The organism is Thiobacillus sp. (assembly GCF_024708915.1).
On the sequence record NZ_JANJXQ010000033.1, the window covers coordinates 1 to 15929 of the forward strand.

Genomic DNA, 15929 nt, shown 5'->3' on the forward strand with positions numbered 1-15929 from the left:
AAGCGGTACAGCACTTCGTTGACGGCCTCGGGGGCGCGCCCGCCGACCAGGTGGCGGACGTGCAGCTTGGCCATTTCATTGTCGGTCAGGTCGATCGCCTCCAGGCCATGCCGCTGCAACAGTTCGACCACGCGCGCGCCCTCGCCCGCCCCCGGCACCGACAGTCCGACGAATACGCGCGCCATCCTGGGGTCGGAATAACGATAGTTGAATTCGGTGATGTTGCGTGCGCCCAGCAGGCCGCAAAAGGTCTTGAAGCTGCCCGGCGTCTCGGGGATGGTGACCGCCAGTACCGCCTCGCGTTTTTCGCCCAGCTCAGCGCGCTCGGCGATGTGGCGCAGGCGATCGAAGTTCATGTTGGCGCCGGAGGCCACCGCGACCAGCGTTTTGCCCTTGAGCTTGTCGCCGGCGATTGCCGCTTTCATCCCGGCGACAGACAGGGCGCCGGCCGGTTCCAGAATCGAGCGGGTGTCTTCGAAGACGTCCTTGATCGCCGCGCAGATGGCGTCATTGTTGACGCGGATGATTTCGTCGACATACAGCTGCGACAGCCGGAAGGTTTCCTTGCCGACTGTTTTTACCGCCACGCCGTCGGCAAAAATACCCACGCGCGGCAGCGTGATGCGCTTGCCCTTGCACAGCGAGCGCGCCATCGCGTCGGCGTCTTCGGGTTCGACGCCGACGATCCTGATTTCCGGCCGCAGCCGCTTGATGTACGCCGCCATGCCGGCAATCAGACCGCCACCGCCGACCGGGATGTAGACCGAATGAATCGGGCCGGGATGCTGGCGCAGCAGCTCCATCGCCACCGTGCCCTGCCCGGCGATCACATCCGGATCGTCGTAGGGATGGACAAAGGTGGCCTTGGCTTCCTTGGCAAGGAGGATGGCGTGATCGCAGGCTTCGTCATAGTTGTCGCCGTGCAGAATCACCTGCGCGCCGCGCGCCGCCACCGCATCGACCTTGATTCTGGGCGTGGTCGCCGGCATCACGATGGTCGCCGTCACGCCAAGCTTTTGCGCCGCCAGCGCCACCCCCTGCGCGTGGTTGCCGGCCGATGCCGCCACCACGCCGCGCGCCAGCTGGGCCTGCGCAAGCTTCGCCATTTTGTTGTAGGCGCCGCGGCACTTGAAAGAAAACACCGGCTGCAGGTCTTCCCGCTTCAACAGGATCCGGTTGTTGAGGCGGTGCGACAGGTTGTGGGCCACCTCGAGCGGCGACTCCACCGACACGTCGTAGACGCGCGAGGTCAGGATGCGTTCGAGATAATCGACGGGTTGGCTCATGGCGGCGGGTGCGAGGTTTGAAAAAAGGGGGAGATGCCGCTATCTTAGCGGGCTGCGACCAAATGACGAAAACATCATGACACAAGACGAAATGAAGCAAGCCGTGGCGCGTGCCGCGGTGGAGTATGCCCACGGCGGCATCATCGGGGTGGGCACCGGCTCGACCGCCAACTATTTCATCGACGCGCTGGCCGACGTCAAGGGCCGCATCGACGGCGCGGTGGCCAGTTCGGAAGCGACGGCGGCACGCCTGAAAAGCCACGGCATCCAGGTGCTCGACCTCAACAGCGTCGGCGAACTCGAAATCTACGTCGACGGCGCCGACGAAATCACCGAGCACTTCGCCATGATCAAGGGCGGCGGCGGTGCGCTGACGCGCGAAAAAATCGTCGCCGCCTGCAGCAAGCAGTTCATCTGCATTGCCGACGAAAGCAAGCTGGTCGGGGTACTCGGCAAATTTCCGCTGCCGGTCGAAGTGATCCCGATGGCGCGTTCCTACGTGGCGCGCGAGCTGGTGAAACTCGGCGGCCAGCCACGCCTGCGCGAAGGCTTCACCACCGACAACGGCAACCTCATTCTCGACGTGTACGGCCTGTCGATCGTCGACCCGGTATCGCTGGAAGCGGCACTCAACCACATCGTCGGCGTGGTCACCAACGGCCTGTTTGCGCGGCGCGGCGCGGACGTGCTGCTGCTGGGAACCGAATCCGGCGTCAAGACTTACAAGAAATGACCGCAACGGGGAGCGCCGTCACTGTGTTGGCGGCGCCCCGTCCTCCGGCTCCTGCTCTTCTTCGGCGGGCACCCGGTATTTTTCGGTCGCCCACTGCCCCAGGTCGATCAGCTTGCAGCGTTCGCTGCAGAATGGTTTCCAGCGGCTCGCCGCCGTCCAGCTGACGGCGGCGCCGCAGATCGGACAGCTCACGACAGGCGGCTTGGGGGACGGTTTCACAGGGTGCAGAAAGTCAGATCGAAGTCGATCGGCTGATCGGTGCAGGTGCGCATCTGTCCTGCCCCGGCATGCACGAAGCGGATGTTGAGCATGTACTTGTTGGCCGAAATCTCGGGTACGCACGGCAGGGTGTCGATCAGGGTGACACGGATCAGCTGCGGGTTACGCGATTCCAGCATGCGCTGGTAATGTCCGTGCTCGACATGCTGCAGTTCGGGCTGGCCGCTGTCGCGCAGCAAGCCGAGCACGATGTCGACCGCCGCGCGAATGGACGAGAACGGCGCCAGCCAGCGTTGCAAATGACCTGCCCGCTCCGCGGCCGGCTGGTGCAGCCAGTGGTGGTAGGACGGCAGATCGAATTCGCACATCCCGCCCGGAATGGCCGCACGCTGCTTGACGGTCATCAGCCAGTCGTCTTCGCGCAAATGCTGACCCACCTTGCCTGGCAGTTGATACATGCCATGGTGGGCGGCCTCGATCGCCGCCAGCACGGTTTCCAGGGTACGGTCCTGGACGCGGGGATTGCCGCGCAGCGCGGCCAGCACGGATTTTTGCCGGTCCAGCTCCTGCAACAGGTCGGATTTGAGGTCGGCGCGCGCCGCCACTTCCGCCATTTCAAACAGCGTCAGCAGGGCCGCGTGATGCGCGTGCCGGTCGGGCGACGCGGCATAGGCATCGAAGCGGTCGAACAAATCTTCCAGCCGCAGCAGGGTGCGGATGCGTTCGCTGAGGGGATATTCGTAATGGATCACGCCGCACGCGTTGGTTTCAATCGGCCGATTGTCGCCGATCCGGGCGGAAAATCAAGGCGGCGGCGCACTTGCGAGCGCTTGATAACGCCGGTGCAGCGCTGCCACCTGGCTGCGCAATGCCTCGGGCGAAGCCGTGTTGACGATCACATCGTCCGCCGCCGCCAGGCGCTCGGCGCGCCCGGCCTGCGCTGCGAGTATGGCCGCCACCTCGTCATGGGCGAGCCCGCTGCGCGCCATCGTCCGTGCCATCTGCAGTTCTTCGGGGCAATCGACCACCAGCACGCGGTTCAGCAGGTCGCGGTAGCCGCCGGTTTCCACCAGCAGGGGGATCACGATCAGGGCATAGGAGGCGGTGAGTGCCGCGTGCGCCTGCTCCACCGCACGCCGAATGCGCGGATGCAGAATGGTTTCGAGCCGGCGCCGGTCGGCGGCATCGGCGAAGACGCGCCGACGCAGGGCAGCGCGATCCAGGCCGCCGTCCGCCTGCATCACCGTTGCGCCGAAAGCCGCGCGGATCGCCTCCAGCGCCGCGCCGCCAGGCGCAGTCAGCTCGCGGGCAATGACATCCGTATCGATCACCGGAACGCCATGAGCGGCGAAGCAGTCGGCAACGGTCGATTTCCCCGAACCGATGCCGCCGGTGAGGCCAACCGTGAACATCAGAATTGCCCGAGGTAGGCCTGCGTCAGGTCCGCGCCGAAGAACAGCGCCACCAGCCCGCCTCCGGCCAGATACGGACCGAACGGAATCGGCACGCGCCGGTCATGCTTCACCAGCACGATCATCGCGATGCCGACCGCCGCGCCGACGACGGAAGACAGCAACAGCGTGACCGGCAGCATCTGCCACCCCAGCCAGGCGCCGATGGCCGCCAGCAGCTTGAAGTCGCCGTAACCCATCCCGTCCTTGCCGGTGGCGAGCTTGAACAGCCAGTACACCAGCCACAGCACCAGATAGCCGGCCATGGCGCCGACGACCGCATCCGGCAGGCTGGCGAAATGCCCGCCCAGATTGAACAGCAGCCCCAGCCACAGCAGCGGCAGGGTGAGACTGTCGGGCAGCAAGGTCGTGTCGAGGTCGATGAAAGCCAGTGCGATCAGCGCCCACACCATGAGCAGCGCGCCCACGGTTTGCACGCTCGCACCCCATTTCCAGGCGACCGCCGCCGACAGCAGCGCGGTAAGCAGTTCCACCAGCGGATAACGCGCGCCGATCGGCGCGCGGCAGGCCGAGCAGCGGCCGCGCAACCACAGCCACGACAACAGCGGAATGTTTTCCAGCGCCGTGATCGGATGGCCGCACTGCGGGCAGGCCGAACGCGGCAGCCACAGGTTGTAGCGCGGCGCATCCGGAACGGGCTCGCCGCGCAGTTCGGCGCACTGCGCATGCCATTCGGCCTCCATCATTCTGGGCAGCCGATGGATGGCGACGTTGAGAAAGCTGCCGACCAGCAAGCTGAATAAAAAAACCAGCCCGGTGAACAGGGCTGGTTCGACATGCAGCAACGCCATCAGACGACCGAGCCCATCTTGAAGATCGGCAGGTACATGGCGATCACCATGCCGCCGATCAGCGTGCCCAGCACCACCATGATGATTGGTTCCATCAGGCTGGACAGCGCTTCGACCGCGTCATCCACTTCAGCCTCGTAGAAATCGGCCACCTTGCCCAGCATGGAATCGAGCGCTCCGGACTCTTCGCCGATGGCAGCCATCTGCAGCACCATATTGGGAAACCGGTCGGAGTTCTGCATTGCCACCGTCAGCGCCGTGCCGGTCGATACTTCGCCACGGATTTTATTGGTCGCCTCGACGAATACCTGGTTGCCCGATGCCCCGCCCACCGATTCCAGCGCTTCGACCAGCGGCACGCCGGCGGCGAACATGGTGGCCAGGGTGCGGGTCCAGCGCGCGATGGTGGCTTTTTCGATCACTGCGCCAAAAATCGGTAATTTGAGCATCACCCGGTCCATGAACATCTGCACCTTGCGCGAGCGTTTCCATGCCTGCAGCAAGGCATAGATGCTGCCGCCGATGACACCGAAAATCGCCCACCACCACTGGACGAAGAAATCCGAGATCGCCATCACCACCAGGGTCGGCCCCGGCAGGTCGGCGCCAAAGCTGCTGAACAAGTCCTTGAACGCCGGAATCACGAAAATCATGATCACGGCGGTGATGACAAACGCCACCACGATAATGGAAACGGGGTAGAACAGCGCCGACTTGATCTTGCTCTTGATGGCGAGGATTTTTTCCTTGTACACCGCCAGGCGCTCCAGCACGCCTTCGAGGATACCGGCCGCCTCACCCGCGCCAACAAGGTTGCAGAACAGGGTATCGAAGTACAGCGGATGGCGCCCGAAGGCCTGGGTGAGGCTGCTGCCCTTCTCGATGTCGGCCTTGATCTCCAGCAGCAGGCGCTGCATCGACGGGTTGGAATGGCCGCGCGCGACGATTTCGAAGGACTGTAGCAGCGGCACGCCGGCCTTCATCATGGTGGCAAGCTGGCGGGTGAACAGGGTGACGTCCTTGTCGGTGATGCGCTTGCTCCCGCCACCGAAGAGGCTGCTCTGCTTCTTCACCTTGGTGACGGTGATGCCCTGCTTGCGCAGCTGGGCGTTGACCACGGCCTCGCCGCCCGCGGACATCTGGCCCTTCACCTTCTTGCCACGCTTGTCCATGCCTTCCCAGAGGAAGGTCGCCTCCTTGACTGCCTTTGCCGCTGTAGCCATACGGGTTTTCCCTTACATGTTGGTGACGGCCTCGACCTCTTCCAGCGAGGTGAGACCGGCTTTTACCTTGAGCAGGCCCGCCTGCCGGAGGTCCAGCACGCCCTCCCGCCTGGCCTGGTCGGCAATATCGGCCTCGTTGCCGCCCTTGAGGATGATGCGCGTCATGGCATCGGTGATCGGCATCACCTGGTAGATACCGACCCGCCCCTTGTAGCCCGTGCCGTTGCATATTTCACAACCCACAGCCTTGTAGGGCTGCCACGTACCGTCCAGCTGGTCCGCAGTAAAACCGGCCGCCAGCAGCGCTTCTTCCGGGATGTCGGCGGGCTGTTTGCAGGAACACAGGCGCCGCCCGAGACGCTGCGCGGTGATGAGAATGACCGAAGAGGCGACGTTGAATGGGGCGACGCCCATGTTCAGCAGTCGGGTAAGTGTTCCCGGCGCATCGTTGGTATGCAGCGTCGACATCACCATGTGACCGGTCTGCGCTGCCTTGATCGCGATGTCGGCCGTTTCGAGATCGCGAATTTCGCCAACCATGATGACATCCGGATCCTGCCGCAGGAAGGATCTCAGTGCGGCCGAAAAGGTGAGGCCCGCCTTGTCGTTGACGTTGACCTGGTTGATCCCGGGCAGCTGGATTTCTGCCGGATCTTCCGCGGTCGAGATGTTGACGTCGGGCTTATTGAGGATGTTGAGGCAGGTGTAGAGCGAAACCGTCTTGCCGGAGCCGGTCGGGCCGGTCACCAGCACCATGCCATAGGGGCGCTGCACGGCACTCAGCAGCAACTCCTTTTGCCACGCTTCGTAACCCAGCGCCTCGATGCCCAATTGGGCACTGGTAGGGTCCAGGATACGCATGACGATCTTTTCACCGTACAGCGTCGGCAACGTGCTGACCCGAAAATCAATGGCGCGGCTCTTCGACAGCACAAGCTTCATGCGGCCGTCCTGCGGCACCCGCTTTTCCGAAATATCCAGACGCGACAGCACCTTGATGCGCGACGCCACCTTGTCCTTGATCGCCATTGGCGGCTGGGCCACCTCGAACAGGATGCCGTCACGGCGGTATCGAATGCGGTAGTATTTCTCGTAGGGTTCGAAGTGGATGTCGGACGCCCCCTGGTTGATGGCGTCAAGCATGATCTTCTGCAGATAGCGCACCACCGGGGCGTCATCGATATCGATGCCACCCGCGTCCGGCTGGGAGTCCGCGGCCTCCTCGTCGCTGAAGTCGAGGTTGAGGTCCTCGGCGTTCATCACGGCCATCGTGTTGTCCGCCGCCTCGACCAACCGGTCGATCAGCTTGCCGAGCTTGTCGTCCTCGACCACCACCGGCTCCACCGCTTGGCCAGTCTGGAACTTGACTTCATCCAGCGCCTGCAGATGGGTCGGGTCGGAGGTTGCTACATAAAGCTTGCTGCCGCGCTGGTAGAGCGCGATGACCCGCCGCTTCTGCACGAACTTCGCATCGAGCAGACCCTGTGGCAGACTCTCCGGGTCCATCGCCCCGAGATCCAGATAGGGAAAGCCGAAGGACCCGGCGGCGAATTCGGCGATTTGGTCCGCCTTGAAACGCCGCCCCTTGAGGAGTTCGGTCACGAACGAATCGCCCGCCTGAGAAGCGCGTTTCCACACGCCCTCCGCGTCTTCCTCGGAAAGCCAACCCCGGTTGACCATGGCGCGCGCCAGGCCGGTTAGATTGATATTCGTCACTGCAGCCATGTTGATCCAACCCTGTTCTGCTTTGGATGCCCCCCGTTCGGGACGGGGATCAGAGCCCTTAACGGCGATATTTCGACTAAGTTGAGGTCTCTCCGGACAACACTTCCTGAGACGCCGGCACGTAGATACGCGCGATGCGCACCGCACGATCCTGGGTCTGCACGATTTCCACCGGGATCTCACCCAGTTTGAGGCTCACGCCCGCCTCGGGAATATCCTCGAACTGCTCCAGCAGGAGGCCATTGAGCGTCTTCGGACCGTCAACCGGAAAATCCAGTCCCAGCTTGCGGTTCAACTGGCGCAACGGTACCGACCCTTCCACCAGCCAGCTACCGTCTTCGTCCTGTCGCAGGTAGCCCATGTCCGCCGGCGCCTGCGTGGTGAACTCGCCGACCATCTCCTCCAGCAGATCCTCCAGCGTCACCAGGCCCTGCAGTTCGCCGTATTCGTCCACCACGAGCGCCAGACGCCGGCGGCTGCGCTGGAAATTGCGCAGCTGGGTGAACAGCGGGGTGCCGGCCGGGACAAAATAGGGAACCTCCAGATTTTCCTTCAGCGTCGCAATATCGAGTTCCTCGCCGGCAAGCGTGTGCAGGACGCGTCGAATGTGCAACACACCCAGCAGATGATCCGCGGAACCTTCGACCACCACCAGCCGGGTATGGTGACTCGTGGCGATCTGCTGGCGCAGGCGCTCGGGGTCGTCCTCGATGTCGATCATCTCGATCTGGCTGCGCGGGGTCATCACGTCGTCGACCGTCAGATCTTCCAGGTCGAGCAGGTTGGTCAGGATGCGATGGTGTTCGTGCGGCAATCTTCCGGAGGATTCCAGCACGATGGTGCGCAATTCCTCGAGACCCAGGCTCACCCCCTGCCCGGCCTCGGGTGGCTTGATATGCAGCACCCTGAGGATGCCCTGTACGAACAGGTTGACGAACCAGACGACGGGATACGCCAGCTTCAGCATCGGCATCAGCACGAATCCCGCCGGATACGCGACCCGCTCGGGAAACGATGCCCCGATCACCTTGGGCGTAACCTCGCTGAACACCAGGATCAGGAACGTCAGCAGCAGGGTCGCCAATGAAAGTGCGACGTCCGAATCACCAAACAGACGGATGGAGATGATCGTTGCCAGCGTCGCCGCCGCGATATTGACCAGATTGTTGCCGAGCAGGATGACGCCCAGAAGCTTGTCGGTCTGGTTCAGCAGGGCCAGCGTGATGATCGCCCCGCGCTGACCCTGCTCGGCGGCGTGCCGCAGGCGGTAGCGGTTGATCGCCATCATTGCGGTCTCGGACGCTGAAAAGCACGCCGACAGGAACAGCAGGCCCGCGAGCATGCCGAACAAGGTGCCGATGGACAAGGATTCCACGAGAGGTTCCCGAATTGTGCGCCCCGGACGAACGATCGTTCAGCGGTGGAGCAGCACCTCCAGCACGAACTGCGTGCCAAGGTAAGCCAGCAACAGCAGGGTGAATCCCGTGATCGTCCACACCAGTGCCGTGCGCCCGCGCCAGCCGCGGTAATGCCGTCCCAGCAGCAGGCCGCCGAACACCAGCCATGAGAGGATGCCGAACACGACCTTGTGGGAAAACTGCAACGGAATTCCGAAAATCACTTCCGAAAAGAAGATGCCGCTGAAGAGCGCCAGTGTCAGCAGGGCAAACCCCACGCCTATGGTCCGGAACAGCATCGCCTCCAGCGTCAACAGCGGCGGCGTGCCCTCCTGCAGCAGGCCGCCGCGGTGCAATCGTTTCTCCAGGATTGTCATCAGCACGGCATGTAGCGCGGCCACCGTCAAGAGGCCGTAGGCGAGGAAGGCCACCACCAAATGCGCGCGCAACGCCAGCGACTGCGAGTTGGGAACGACATGCGTGGCGGAAAACGGGGCTGCGAGCAGCACCGAGACCGCCGCCAGCGCGCTGATCCAGGCCTGTGGTCGAACCAGCGGCGCACCGTAGCTCGCCAGCCAGTACACGAGTGCCGTCAACCACACGACGGTCGACAACGAACTACCGAAGCCGAGGCGGATATCGCCCTGCCCCAGCACCATATGGAAGTTGAGTGCGCCGTGCGCCAACAGCGCCAGCGGCATGAGTGTGCGCACCGAGCGTGCATCCGGCACGCGCCACAGGCACCAGGCCATCCAGCCATAAAGCGCGCTCACGCAGAGGATAACCAGCATCAACGGGGACATTCGTTAAAATAGCAAGCCTGTTCAGACCGCTTCATTATCCATGCCGCCCCGGGCGGCAACAAGGAAACCATGTTCGATAACCTCAGCGGGCGCCTCGCCGGCGTCGTCAAATCCCTGCGTGGCCAAGCCCGCATCACCGAAGCCAACGTGCAGGACACCCTGCGCCAGGTGCGCATGGCGCTGCTCGAGGCCGACGTTGCGCTGCCGGTGGTCAAGAGCTTCATCGATGCCGTGAAGGCCCGCGCGCTCGGCCAGGAAGTGCTCGCCAGCCTGTCGCCGGGGCAGGCGCTGATCGGCATCGTCCACGAGGAACTCACCCGCCTGATGGGCGGCGAAAACGCCGAACTCGACCTCGCCGCCGCCCCGCCCGCCGTGATCCTCATGGCCGGCCTGCAGGGTTCGGGCAAGACCACCACCAGCGGCAAGCTGGCGCGCCTCCTGAAGCAGCGCAAGAAGAAGGTGCTGCTCACCTCGGCCGACGTCTACCGCCCGGCCGCCATCGACCAACTGCGCCAGCTCGGCCACCAGCTCGGCGTCGACTTCTTCGAGGCCGGCGACACGCGCGACCCGGTAGCAATCGCGCGCGCCGCCCAGGAGCACGCGCGCCGCCAGTTCTACGACGTCCTCATCGTCGACACCGCCGGCCGGCTGGCGATCGACGAGGCGATGATGAAGGAGATCCAGGCGTTGCACGCCACGGTCAAGCCGGTCGAGACGCTGTTCGTGGTCGACGCCATGCAGGGCCAGGACGCGGTCAACGTCGCCAAGGCCTTCAACGAGGCCCTGCCGCTCACCGGGGTGGTGCTGACCAAGCTCGACGGCGATGCCCGCGGCGGCGCTGCGCTGTCGGTGCGTCAGGTCACCGGCAAGCCGCTCAAGTTCGTCGGCGTCGGCGAAAAACCCGACGGCCTCGAACCGTTCCACCCCGAGCGCATGGCACAACGCATCCTCGGCATGGGCGATGTGCTCTCGCTGATCGAGCAGGCACAGGCCTCGGTCGATCTCGCCGAGGCGAAGAAGCTCGCCGACAAGGTCAAGAAAGGCAAGGACTTCGACCTCGAGGACTTCAAGGCGCAGATCCAGCAGATGCGGAAGATGGGTGGGCTCTCCGCACTGCTCGACAAGCTGCCCGGGGCCGGCCAGATGGCGATCCCCGCGGGCGCCGACGAGAAGGCGATGAACCGCGTCGAGGGCATCATCAACAGCATGACCCCGCTCGAACGGCGCAAGCCCGAGCTCATCAAGGCCAGCCGCAAGCGCCGCATCGCCGCCGGCGCCGGGGTCCAGGTGCAGGAGGTCAACAAGCTGTTGAGCCAGTTCGAGCAGGCGCAGAAGATGATGAAGCGCATGGGCAAAGGCGGGCTCGGCAAGATGATGCGTGGCATGAAGGGGATGCTGCCCGGGATGCGTTAGGGGCCGCCACCGGGAAGCGCCTGGGTTGCGTTTACGCCCAGCGCCCTGCCCCGAGAATGCCAAGCACCACGCGTACACCACTGTATGCGAGCGATGAAAGGATGCGTCCTGGCCAGGGGCGCCGTTGCCAGTCGGCAGGCGCGAGCGCTTCGGCGCCGGCCAGAGCTGTATCGAGGCGGGTGCCGAGTTCACGCGCGAAGGTCTCGTCATCGGCAACGATATTCGCTTCCCGTGCCAGCAACAGGCTGAACGGGTCGATGTTGCTCGAACCAACGGTGGCCCAATGCCAGTCGACCAACGCCGCCTTGGCATGCAGTTCGCTTGCGTGGTACTCGTGGATTTCCACGCCCGCTGTGAGCAATTCACGGTACAGCGCACGTGCAGCAAGCTGGAAGAAGGGGTGATCGGTATGACCCTGCACCAGCAGGCGTACTCGTACACCGCGCGCCGCGGCACGCTTGAGCAATGTGCGGAAGCGGCGCCCCGGAAGGAAGTAGGCATTGGCGATGACAATATCGTGACGGGCGAGGGCGAGTGCCGCGAGGTACACCCGCTCGATGTCGTGACGGTGGGCGAAATTGTTGCGCACGACGAAGGCTGCACGGGTGCGGCCATCGGTCGGCCAGGATGGCTCGATGCGGACGCGCCGGTCGTTGCGTTGTAACCGGGTCAGCGCCACCAACTGCCACAGGCGACGCACGCTCCGATGGATGTCGGCCAGCAGCGGCCCCTGCACTTCAACACTGAAGTCGAGCCGAGGGGCGGCAAAACGAACCGGCTCGAAGTCGTCGATGAAATTCATGCCACCGAGGAAGGCGACACGAGCATCGACGACCACAATCTTGCGGTGCAACCGGCGCAGGCTCCTTGGGTTGGCTTGCCAGCGGCCGACGAGGGGCCGATAGACGAGCACCTCCGCACCGGCGGTTTCGAGCGCGGCACGCCATTCAGCCGGCCAATCGCGCGAGCCGACCCCATCGATCATCACCCGCACCACAACACCCCGCCCTGCCGCACGCATCAGCGCATCACGCACCGCCACACCGCTCGGATCAGCATTGAAGATATAGGTCTCCACATGGATTTCCACCTTTGCCGCGTCGAGTGCCGCAACCAGCGCGGGAAAGAATTCGACACCGCTTTGCAGCAGGCGCACGTGGTTGCCCGATACCAGCTCGACACTGCGAAAAAAGCGTGTTCTCAGGCGCGTTTCCATGAACCGCAGCTTACCCTGTCCATTGACGTGACGGTTGCCCTCAATGCTCCGATAGCACAACGGCGGGAGTCGTTCCTTCCGATTACGGGCCGAGCCGCGTCATGCCGGCACATCGTGTTCATCACGCCGCGGGGCGCCCGCCGCCCCGCAGGATCGGAGCCCGCGGCACGTTTGTCAGGCGCATCCGCCCCGGTCAACCCATCGACGCGGCAGTCCGCGCCCCGACGTCGTCAGCCCGTCGGGCTGAGCTTGGCAGTCAGCGCGGCGTGGTCGGAAATTCGGTGCCACGCATTCCCGGTATGGACGTGCGCGGACTCGATGCTGAAGCGGCGCACGTAGATGCGGTCCAGCTGAAACATGGGAAATATGGAAGGGTAGCTACGAGCGGGCCTGCCATGATGGGTTTCGAACACCTCCATCAAACCGAGTTCATCCGCGAAATAGCGGCCGACCCGGACACGCCAGTCATTGAAATCGCCCGCAAGGATGAGTGGCGCGTCGTCGGGCACCATGGCGCGCACACGCGCTGCGATCATCGCCAGCTGGCGGCGGCGTCCGCCCTCATTCAACGCCAGATGCACATTGATACAGTGAACCGGCATACCGACACCCGGCACCTCGATCTCGCAATGCAACATGCCCCGGCTTTCGAAGGCATGGGCCGAGATGTCCTCGTTCTCCCACGACAGGATCCTGTGGCGCGACAGGATGGCGTTGCCATGGTGGCCGGTATCGTAGACGCAATTCTTGCCGTAGGCAAAGTCGGTGTAGACGTGGCCGGCGAGGAACTCGTGCTGCGGTTTGCTCGGCCAGTGCTGAAAGCGGCTGGCGCGCAGCCCGTGGCTGTGTTGCACTTCCTGCAGAAAGACGATGTCCGACCCGAGGGTGCCGAGGCGCTCGCGCAGCTCGTGGACGGTCAGTCGCCGGTTGAACTGCGACAGGCCCTTGTGGATGTTGTAGCTGGCGATCTGGATCGGTTGGGTCATATCGTCTAATTATATTCGTCCCGGTAGCTCGCGAATGGCGGCAGCGTTGCTGGGGGAAAAACAGCGCTCGGCGGCGGCCTGCCAGGGCAGCCAGCAGTGCTGGGTGTGCTCGCCTGGCGCCAGGATGACCGGTGCCGGGACGGGAAGTTTCAGGCCGAATACGTGCTCGGTGTTGTGGGTAACGCCGGGAGCGTAGCGGTGGCGCCAGCGCGGGTAGATTTCGTAGCACGTCTCGATGCCCCAGGCAGTGAGTTCGTGGGCGGCGGCGTCGAGCCCGGTTTCCTCGCGGAGTTCGCGGACGGCAGTCTCGAACAGGGTTTCGCCGGGATCCTGCGAGCCGGTGACCGACTGCCAGAAGCCCGGTGCGTCGGTGCGTTCCATCAGCAACACCTGGCCGTCGGCAGTGTGGACGACGACCAGCACGGATACGGGAATTTTGTAGACGGTCACTCGATGCGGGCGTTGAGCGGCGCGCCGCTGGCCATGAGGCCGATGAGGCGGTCGATGTTGGGATGCTTGCCGGGATGGCGGCTGGCGTCCTCGGTGTGCTCGGCGAAGATGGCCAGCCCCTCGGCCGCGGCCTCTGCGTTGATCGCGCCGTATTGCTGCAGCAGATAGGCATACACGCGAAACGACCCGGCGCTGCCGGGCGCGTTGGCGATGGTGCCGACCTCGGCGCCGGCGGCATCGGTGAGGACGATCCGGGTGCCGGCGAATTCAGGCAGGGTTTTCAGGGTATCGGCGAATTTCATTTCGATTCCTTCGCAGGCGGCGCGGGTCCAAATTGTGGGAGGCCCGCCCTCGGGCCGATTGCCGGCAATCGCACTGTGCGGGCAATCGCGCCGGGGCGGCGCTCCTACGAGCGCGCGTCAAGCGGCCTTGTCGCTGCCCGCCGGGTTGCGCAGGCGGATGTGCAGCTCGCGCAACTGCTTGTCGTCGACCACGTTGGGGGCGTTGGTCATGAGGCAGGAGGCGCGCTGGGTCTTGGGGAAGGCGATGACGTCGCGGATGGACTCGGCGCCGGTCATCAGGGTGACCAGGCGATCGAGACCGAAGGCGAGGCCGCCGTGCGGCGGCGCGCCGTACTGCAGGGCGTCGAGCAGGAAACCGAATTTCTCGCGGCGTTCCTCGGCGCCGATGTTGAGCGCGGCGAACACCTTCTCCTGCACCACCTCACGATGGATACGCACTGAGCCGCCGCCGACTTCCCAGCCGTTCAGTACCATGTCGTAGGCTTTCGACAAGCACTTGCCCGGATCGGTCGCAAGCCAGTCCTCGTGGCCGTCCTTCGGCGCGGTGAAGGGATGGTGCAGCGCGTCCCAGCGGTTCTCGTCCTCGTTGTATTCGAACATGGGGAAATCGACCACCCACAGCGGCGCCCAGGCGCGGCCGTCGAGGTGGCCCTTCTCATGGCCAACCTTGAGGCGCAGCGCGCCGAGCGCATCGTTCACCACCTTGGCGCGGTCGGCGCCGAAAAAGACGAGGTCGCCGTTCTGCGCGCCGGTGCGCTCGATGACGGCTTTCAGCGACGCTTCGGACAGGTTCTTGACGATGGGCGACTGCAGGCCCGCTTCGTTCAACTGGCTGACGTCGTTGACCTTGATGTAGGCGAGGCCCTTGGCGCCGTAGATCTTGACGAATTCGGTGTAGCCGTCGATCTCGCTGCGGGTGAGCGCAGCGCCGCCAGGGATGCGCAGCGCGGCGACGCGGCCTTTCGGATCGCTGGCCGGGCCGGAGAAGACCTTGAACGCAACGTCCTTCATCACATCGCCGACATCGACGATGTCCAGCGTCACCCGCATGTCGGGCTTGTCGGAGCCGTAGCGGTTCATCGCTTCGTGATAGGTCATGCGCGGGAAGGGATTCGGCAGTTCGATGCCCTGCGCCTTCTGCATCATGTCGCGGATCATGCCCTCGACGAGATTCATGATCTCCTCCTCGCCCATGAACGAGGTTTCCAGGTCGACCTGGGTGAACTCGGGCTGGCGGTCGGCGCGCAGGTCTTCGTCGCGGAAGCACTTGGTGATCTGGAAGTAGCGATCGAAGCCCGATACCATCAGCAGTTGCTTGAACAGCTGCGGCGACTGCGGCAGTGCGTAGAACATGCCGTCGTGCACGCGGGACGGCACCAGGTAGTCGCGCGCGCCTTCCGGGGTGGAGCGTGTCAGCATCGGCGTCTCGACCTCGATGAAGCCGTGGGTGTCGAGGTAGTCGCGCATCAGCTTGGACACGCGATAACGCAGACGCATGTTCTTCTGCATCGGCTCGCGGCGCAGGTCGAGGTAGCGATACTGCAGGCGGATGTTCTCGTTGATGGTCTCGTCGTCGAGCTGGAACGGCGGTGTGAGCGAAGGGTTGAGGATCTCGATGCCCTGCGCCAGCACCTCGACCATGCCGGTCGCCTGGTTGGGGTTCTCGGTGCCGGCGGGGCGCGGCCTCACCTTGCCCACGATCTTCAGCACGAATTCGGCGCGCACGTCCTCGGCCAGCCTGAACGCATCCGGGGTGTCGGGATCGACCACCACCTGCACCTGGCCCTCGCGGTCCCTGAGGTCGATGAAGATGACGCCGCCGTGGTCGCGCCGGCGGTGCGCCCAGCCGCACAGGGTGACGCTGTTGCCGATGTCGACGGCGGAAACCCCGCCGCAGTAGTGAGTACGCATGA

General features: G+C 64.3%; 16 protein-coding genes. 2 read left to right on the forward strand and 14 right to left on the reverse strand.

What is annotated here, in order from left to right; all coding sequences use genetic code 11:
• Window positions 1–1286, reverse strand: a 1286-nt coding sequence (gene ilvA, locus Q0L94_RS02635; protein ID WP_296749838.1) for a threonine ammonia-lyase, biosynthetic, incomplete at its 3' end; no start/stop codon positions are given.
• Window positions 1287–1362: 76 nt separating this feature from the next.
• On the opposite strand from ilvA, the gene rpiA reads away from it, so the two are divergent.
• The gene (rpiA, locus tag Q0L94_RS02640; RefSeq protein ID WP_296749840.1) at window positions 1363–2019 is read left to right on the forward strand and encodes a ribose-5-phosphate isomerase RpiA; all 657 of its coding nucleotides are present in this window, start codon (window positions 1363–1365) and stop codon (window positions 2017–2019) included.
• 18 nt (window positions 2020–2037) lie between these two features.
• Here rpiA and Q0L94_RS02645 read toward each other — a convergent pair whose 3' ends face one another.
• The 8 genes from Q0L94_RS02645 to ccsA form a co-directional block, all read right to left on the reverse strand.
• Window positions 2038–2238 (reverse strand): DNA gyrase inhibitor YacG, encoded by a 201-nt coding sequence (locus Q0L94_RS02645; RefSeq protein WP_296749842.1) that lies wholly within the window; start codon window positions 2236–2238, stop codon window positions 2038–2040.
• Complete coding sequence (gene zapD, locus Q0L94_RS02650) at window positions 2235–2990, reverse strand: cell division protein ZapD (protein ID WP_296749844.1); 756 nt, start codon at window positions 2988–2990, stop codon at window positions 2235–2237. Before zapD ends, Q0L94_RS02645 begins: the two co-directional genes overlap by 4 nt.
• 51 nt (window positions 2991–3041) lie before the next feature.
• A complete protein-coding gene (coaE, locus tag Q0L94_RS02655; protein ID WP_296749846.1) occupies window positions 3042–3650 on the reverse strand; it encodes a dephospho-CoA kinase in 609 nt (202 codons plus the stop codon).
• Window positions 3650–4501, reverse strand: a complete 852-nt coding sequence (locus Q0L94_RS02660; RefSeq protein WP_296749848.1) for an A24 family peptidase — start codon at window positions 4499–4501, stop codon at window positions 3650–3652. Before Q0L94_RS02660 ends, coaE begins: the two co-directional genes overlap by 1 nt.
• Window positions 4501–5724 (reverse strand): type II secretion system F family protein, encoded by a 1224-nt coding sequence (locus Q0L94_RS02665; RefSeq protein WP_296749850.1) that lies wholly within the window; start codon window positions 5722–5724, stop codon window positions 4501–4503. The genes Q0L94_RS02660 and Q0L94_RS02665 overlap by 1 nt, the downstream gene beginning before the upstream one ends.
• 12 nt (window positions 5725–5736) lie before the next feature.
• Window positions 5737–7449, reverse strand: a complete 1713-nt coding sequence (gene pilB / locus Q0L94_RS02670; RefSeq protein WP_296749852.1) for a type IV-A pilus assembly ATPase PilB — start codon at window positions 7447–7449, stop codon at window positions 5737–5739.
• Window positions 7450–7525: 76 nt separating this feature from the next.
• Entirely contained in the window at window positions 7526–8824 is a 1299-nt protein-coding gene (locus tag Q0L94_RS02675; RefSeq protein WP_296749854.1) for an HlyC/CorC family transporter, read from the reverse strand.
• Window positions 8825–8863: 39 nt separating this feature from the next.
• Window positions 8864–9637 (reverse strand): cytochrome c biogenesis protein CcsA, encoded by a 774-nt coding sequence (ccsA, locus tag Q0L94_RS02680; RefSeq protein ID WP_296749856.1) that lies wholly within the window; start codon window positions 9635–9637, stop codon window positions 8864–8866.
• Window positions 9638–9718: 81 nt separating this feature from the next.
• On the opposite strand from ccsA, the gene ffh reads away from it, so the two are divergent.
• On the forward strand, window positions 9719–11062 hold the full coding sequence (ffh, locus tag Q0L94_RS02685) for a signal recognition particle protein (protein WP_296749858.1): 1344 nt from the start codon (window positions 9719–9721) through the stop codon (window positions 11060–11062).
• 31 nt (window positions 11063–11093) lie between these two features.
• Here the strand turns inward: ffh and clsB are convergent, their stop codons facing one another.
• The 5 genes from clsB to aspS all read right to left on the reverse strand — a co-directional run bounded on the left by clsB (window position 11094) and on the right by aspS (window position 15927).
• Window positions 11094–12278, reverse strand: coding sequence for a cardiolipin synthase ClsB (gene clsB, locus Q0L94_RS02690; RefSeq protein WP_296749859.1), 1185 nt, complete (start codon window positions 12276–12278; stop codon window positions 11094–11096).
• Window positions 12279–12508: 230 nt separating this feature from the next.
• On the reverse strand, window positions 12509–13264 hold the full coding sequence (locus Q0L94_RS02695) for an endonuclease/exonuclease/phosphatase family protein (protein WP_296749861.1): 756 nt from the start codon (window positions 13262–13264) through the stop codon (window positions 12509–12511).
• A 9-nt stretch (window positions 13265–13273) separates the two neighbouring features.
• Window positions 13274–13714: a dihydroneopterin triphosphate diphosphatase gene (nudB, locus tag Q0L94_RS02700; protein ID WP_296749863.1), complete on the reverse strand. Its 441-nt coding sequence runs from the start codon at window positions 13712–13714 to the stop codon at window positions 13274–13276.
• Window positions 13711–14016 (reverse strand): DUF2322 family protein, encoded by a 306-nt coding sequence (locus Q0L94_RS02705; protein ID WP_296749865.1) that lies wholly within the window; start codon window positions 14014–14016, stop codon window positions 13711–13713. The genes nudB and Q0L94_RS02705 overlap by 4 nt, the downstream gene beginning before the upstream one ends.
• A 117-nt stretch (window positions 14017–14133) precedes the next feature.
• Window positions 14134–15927, reverse strand: a complete 1794-nt coding sequence (gene aspS, locus Q0L94_RS02710; RefSeq protein ID WP_296749867.1) for an aspartate--tRNA ligase — start codon at window positions 15925–15927, stop codon at window positions 14134–14136.
• Window positions 15928–15929: the final 2 nt, after the last annotated feature.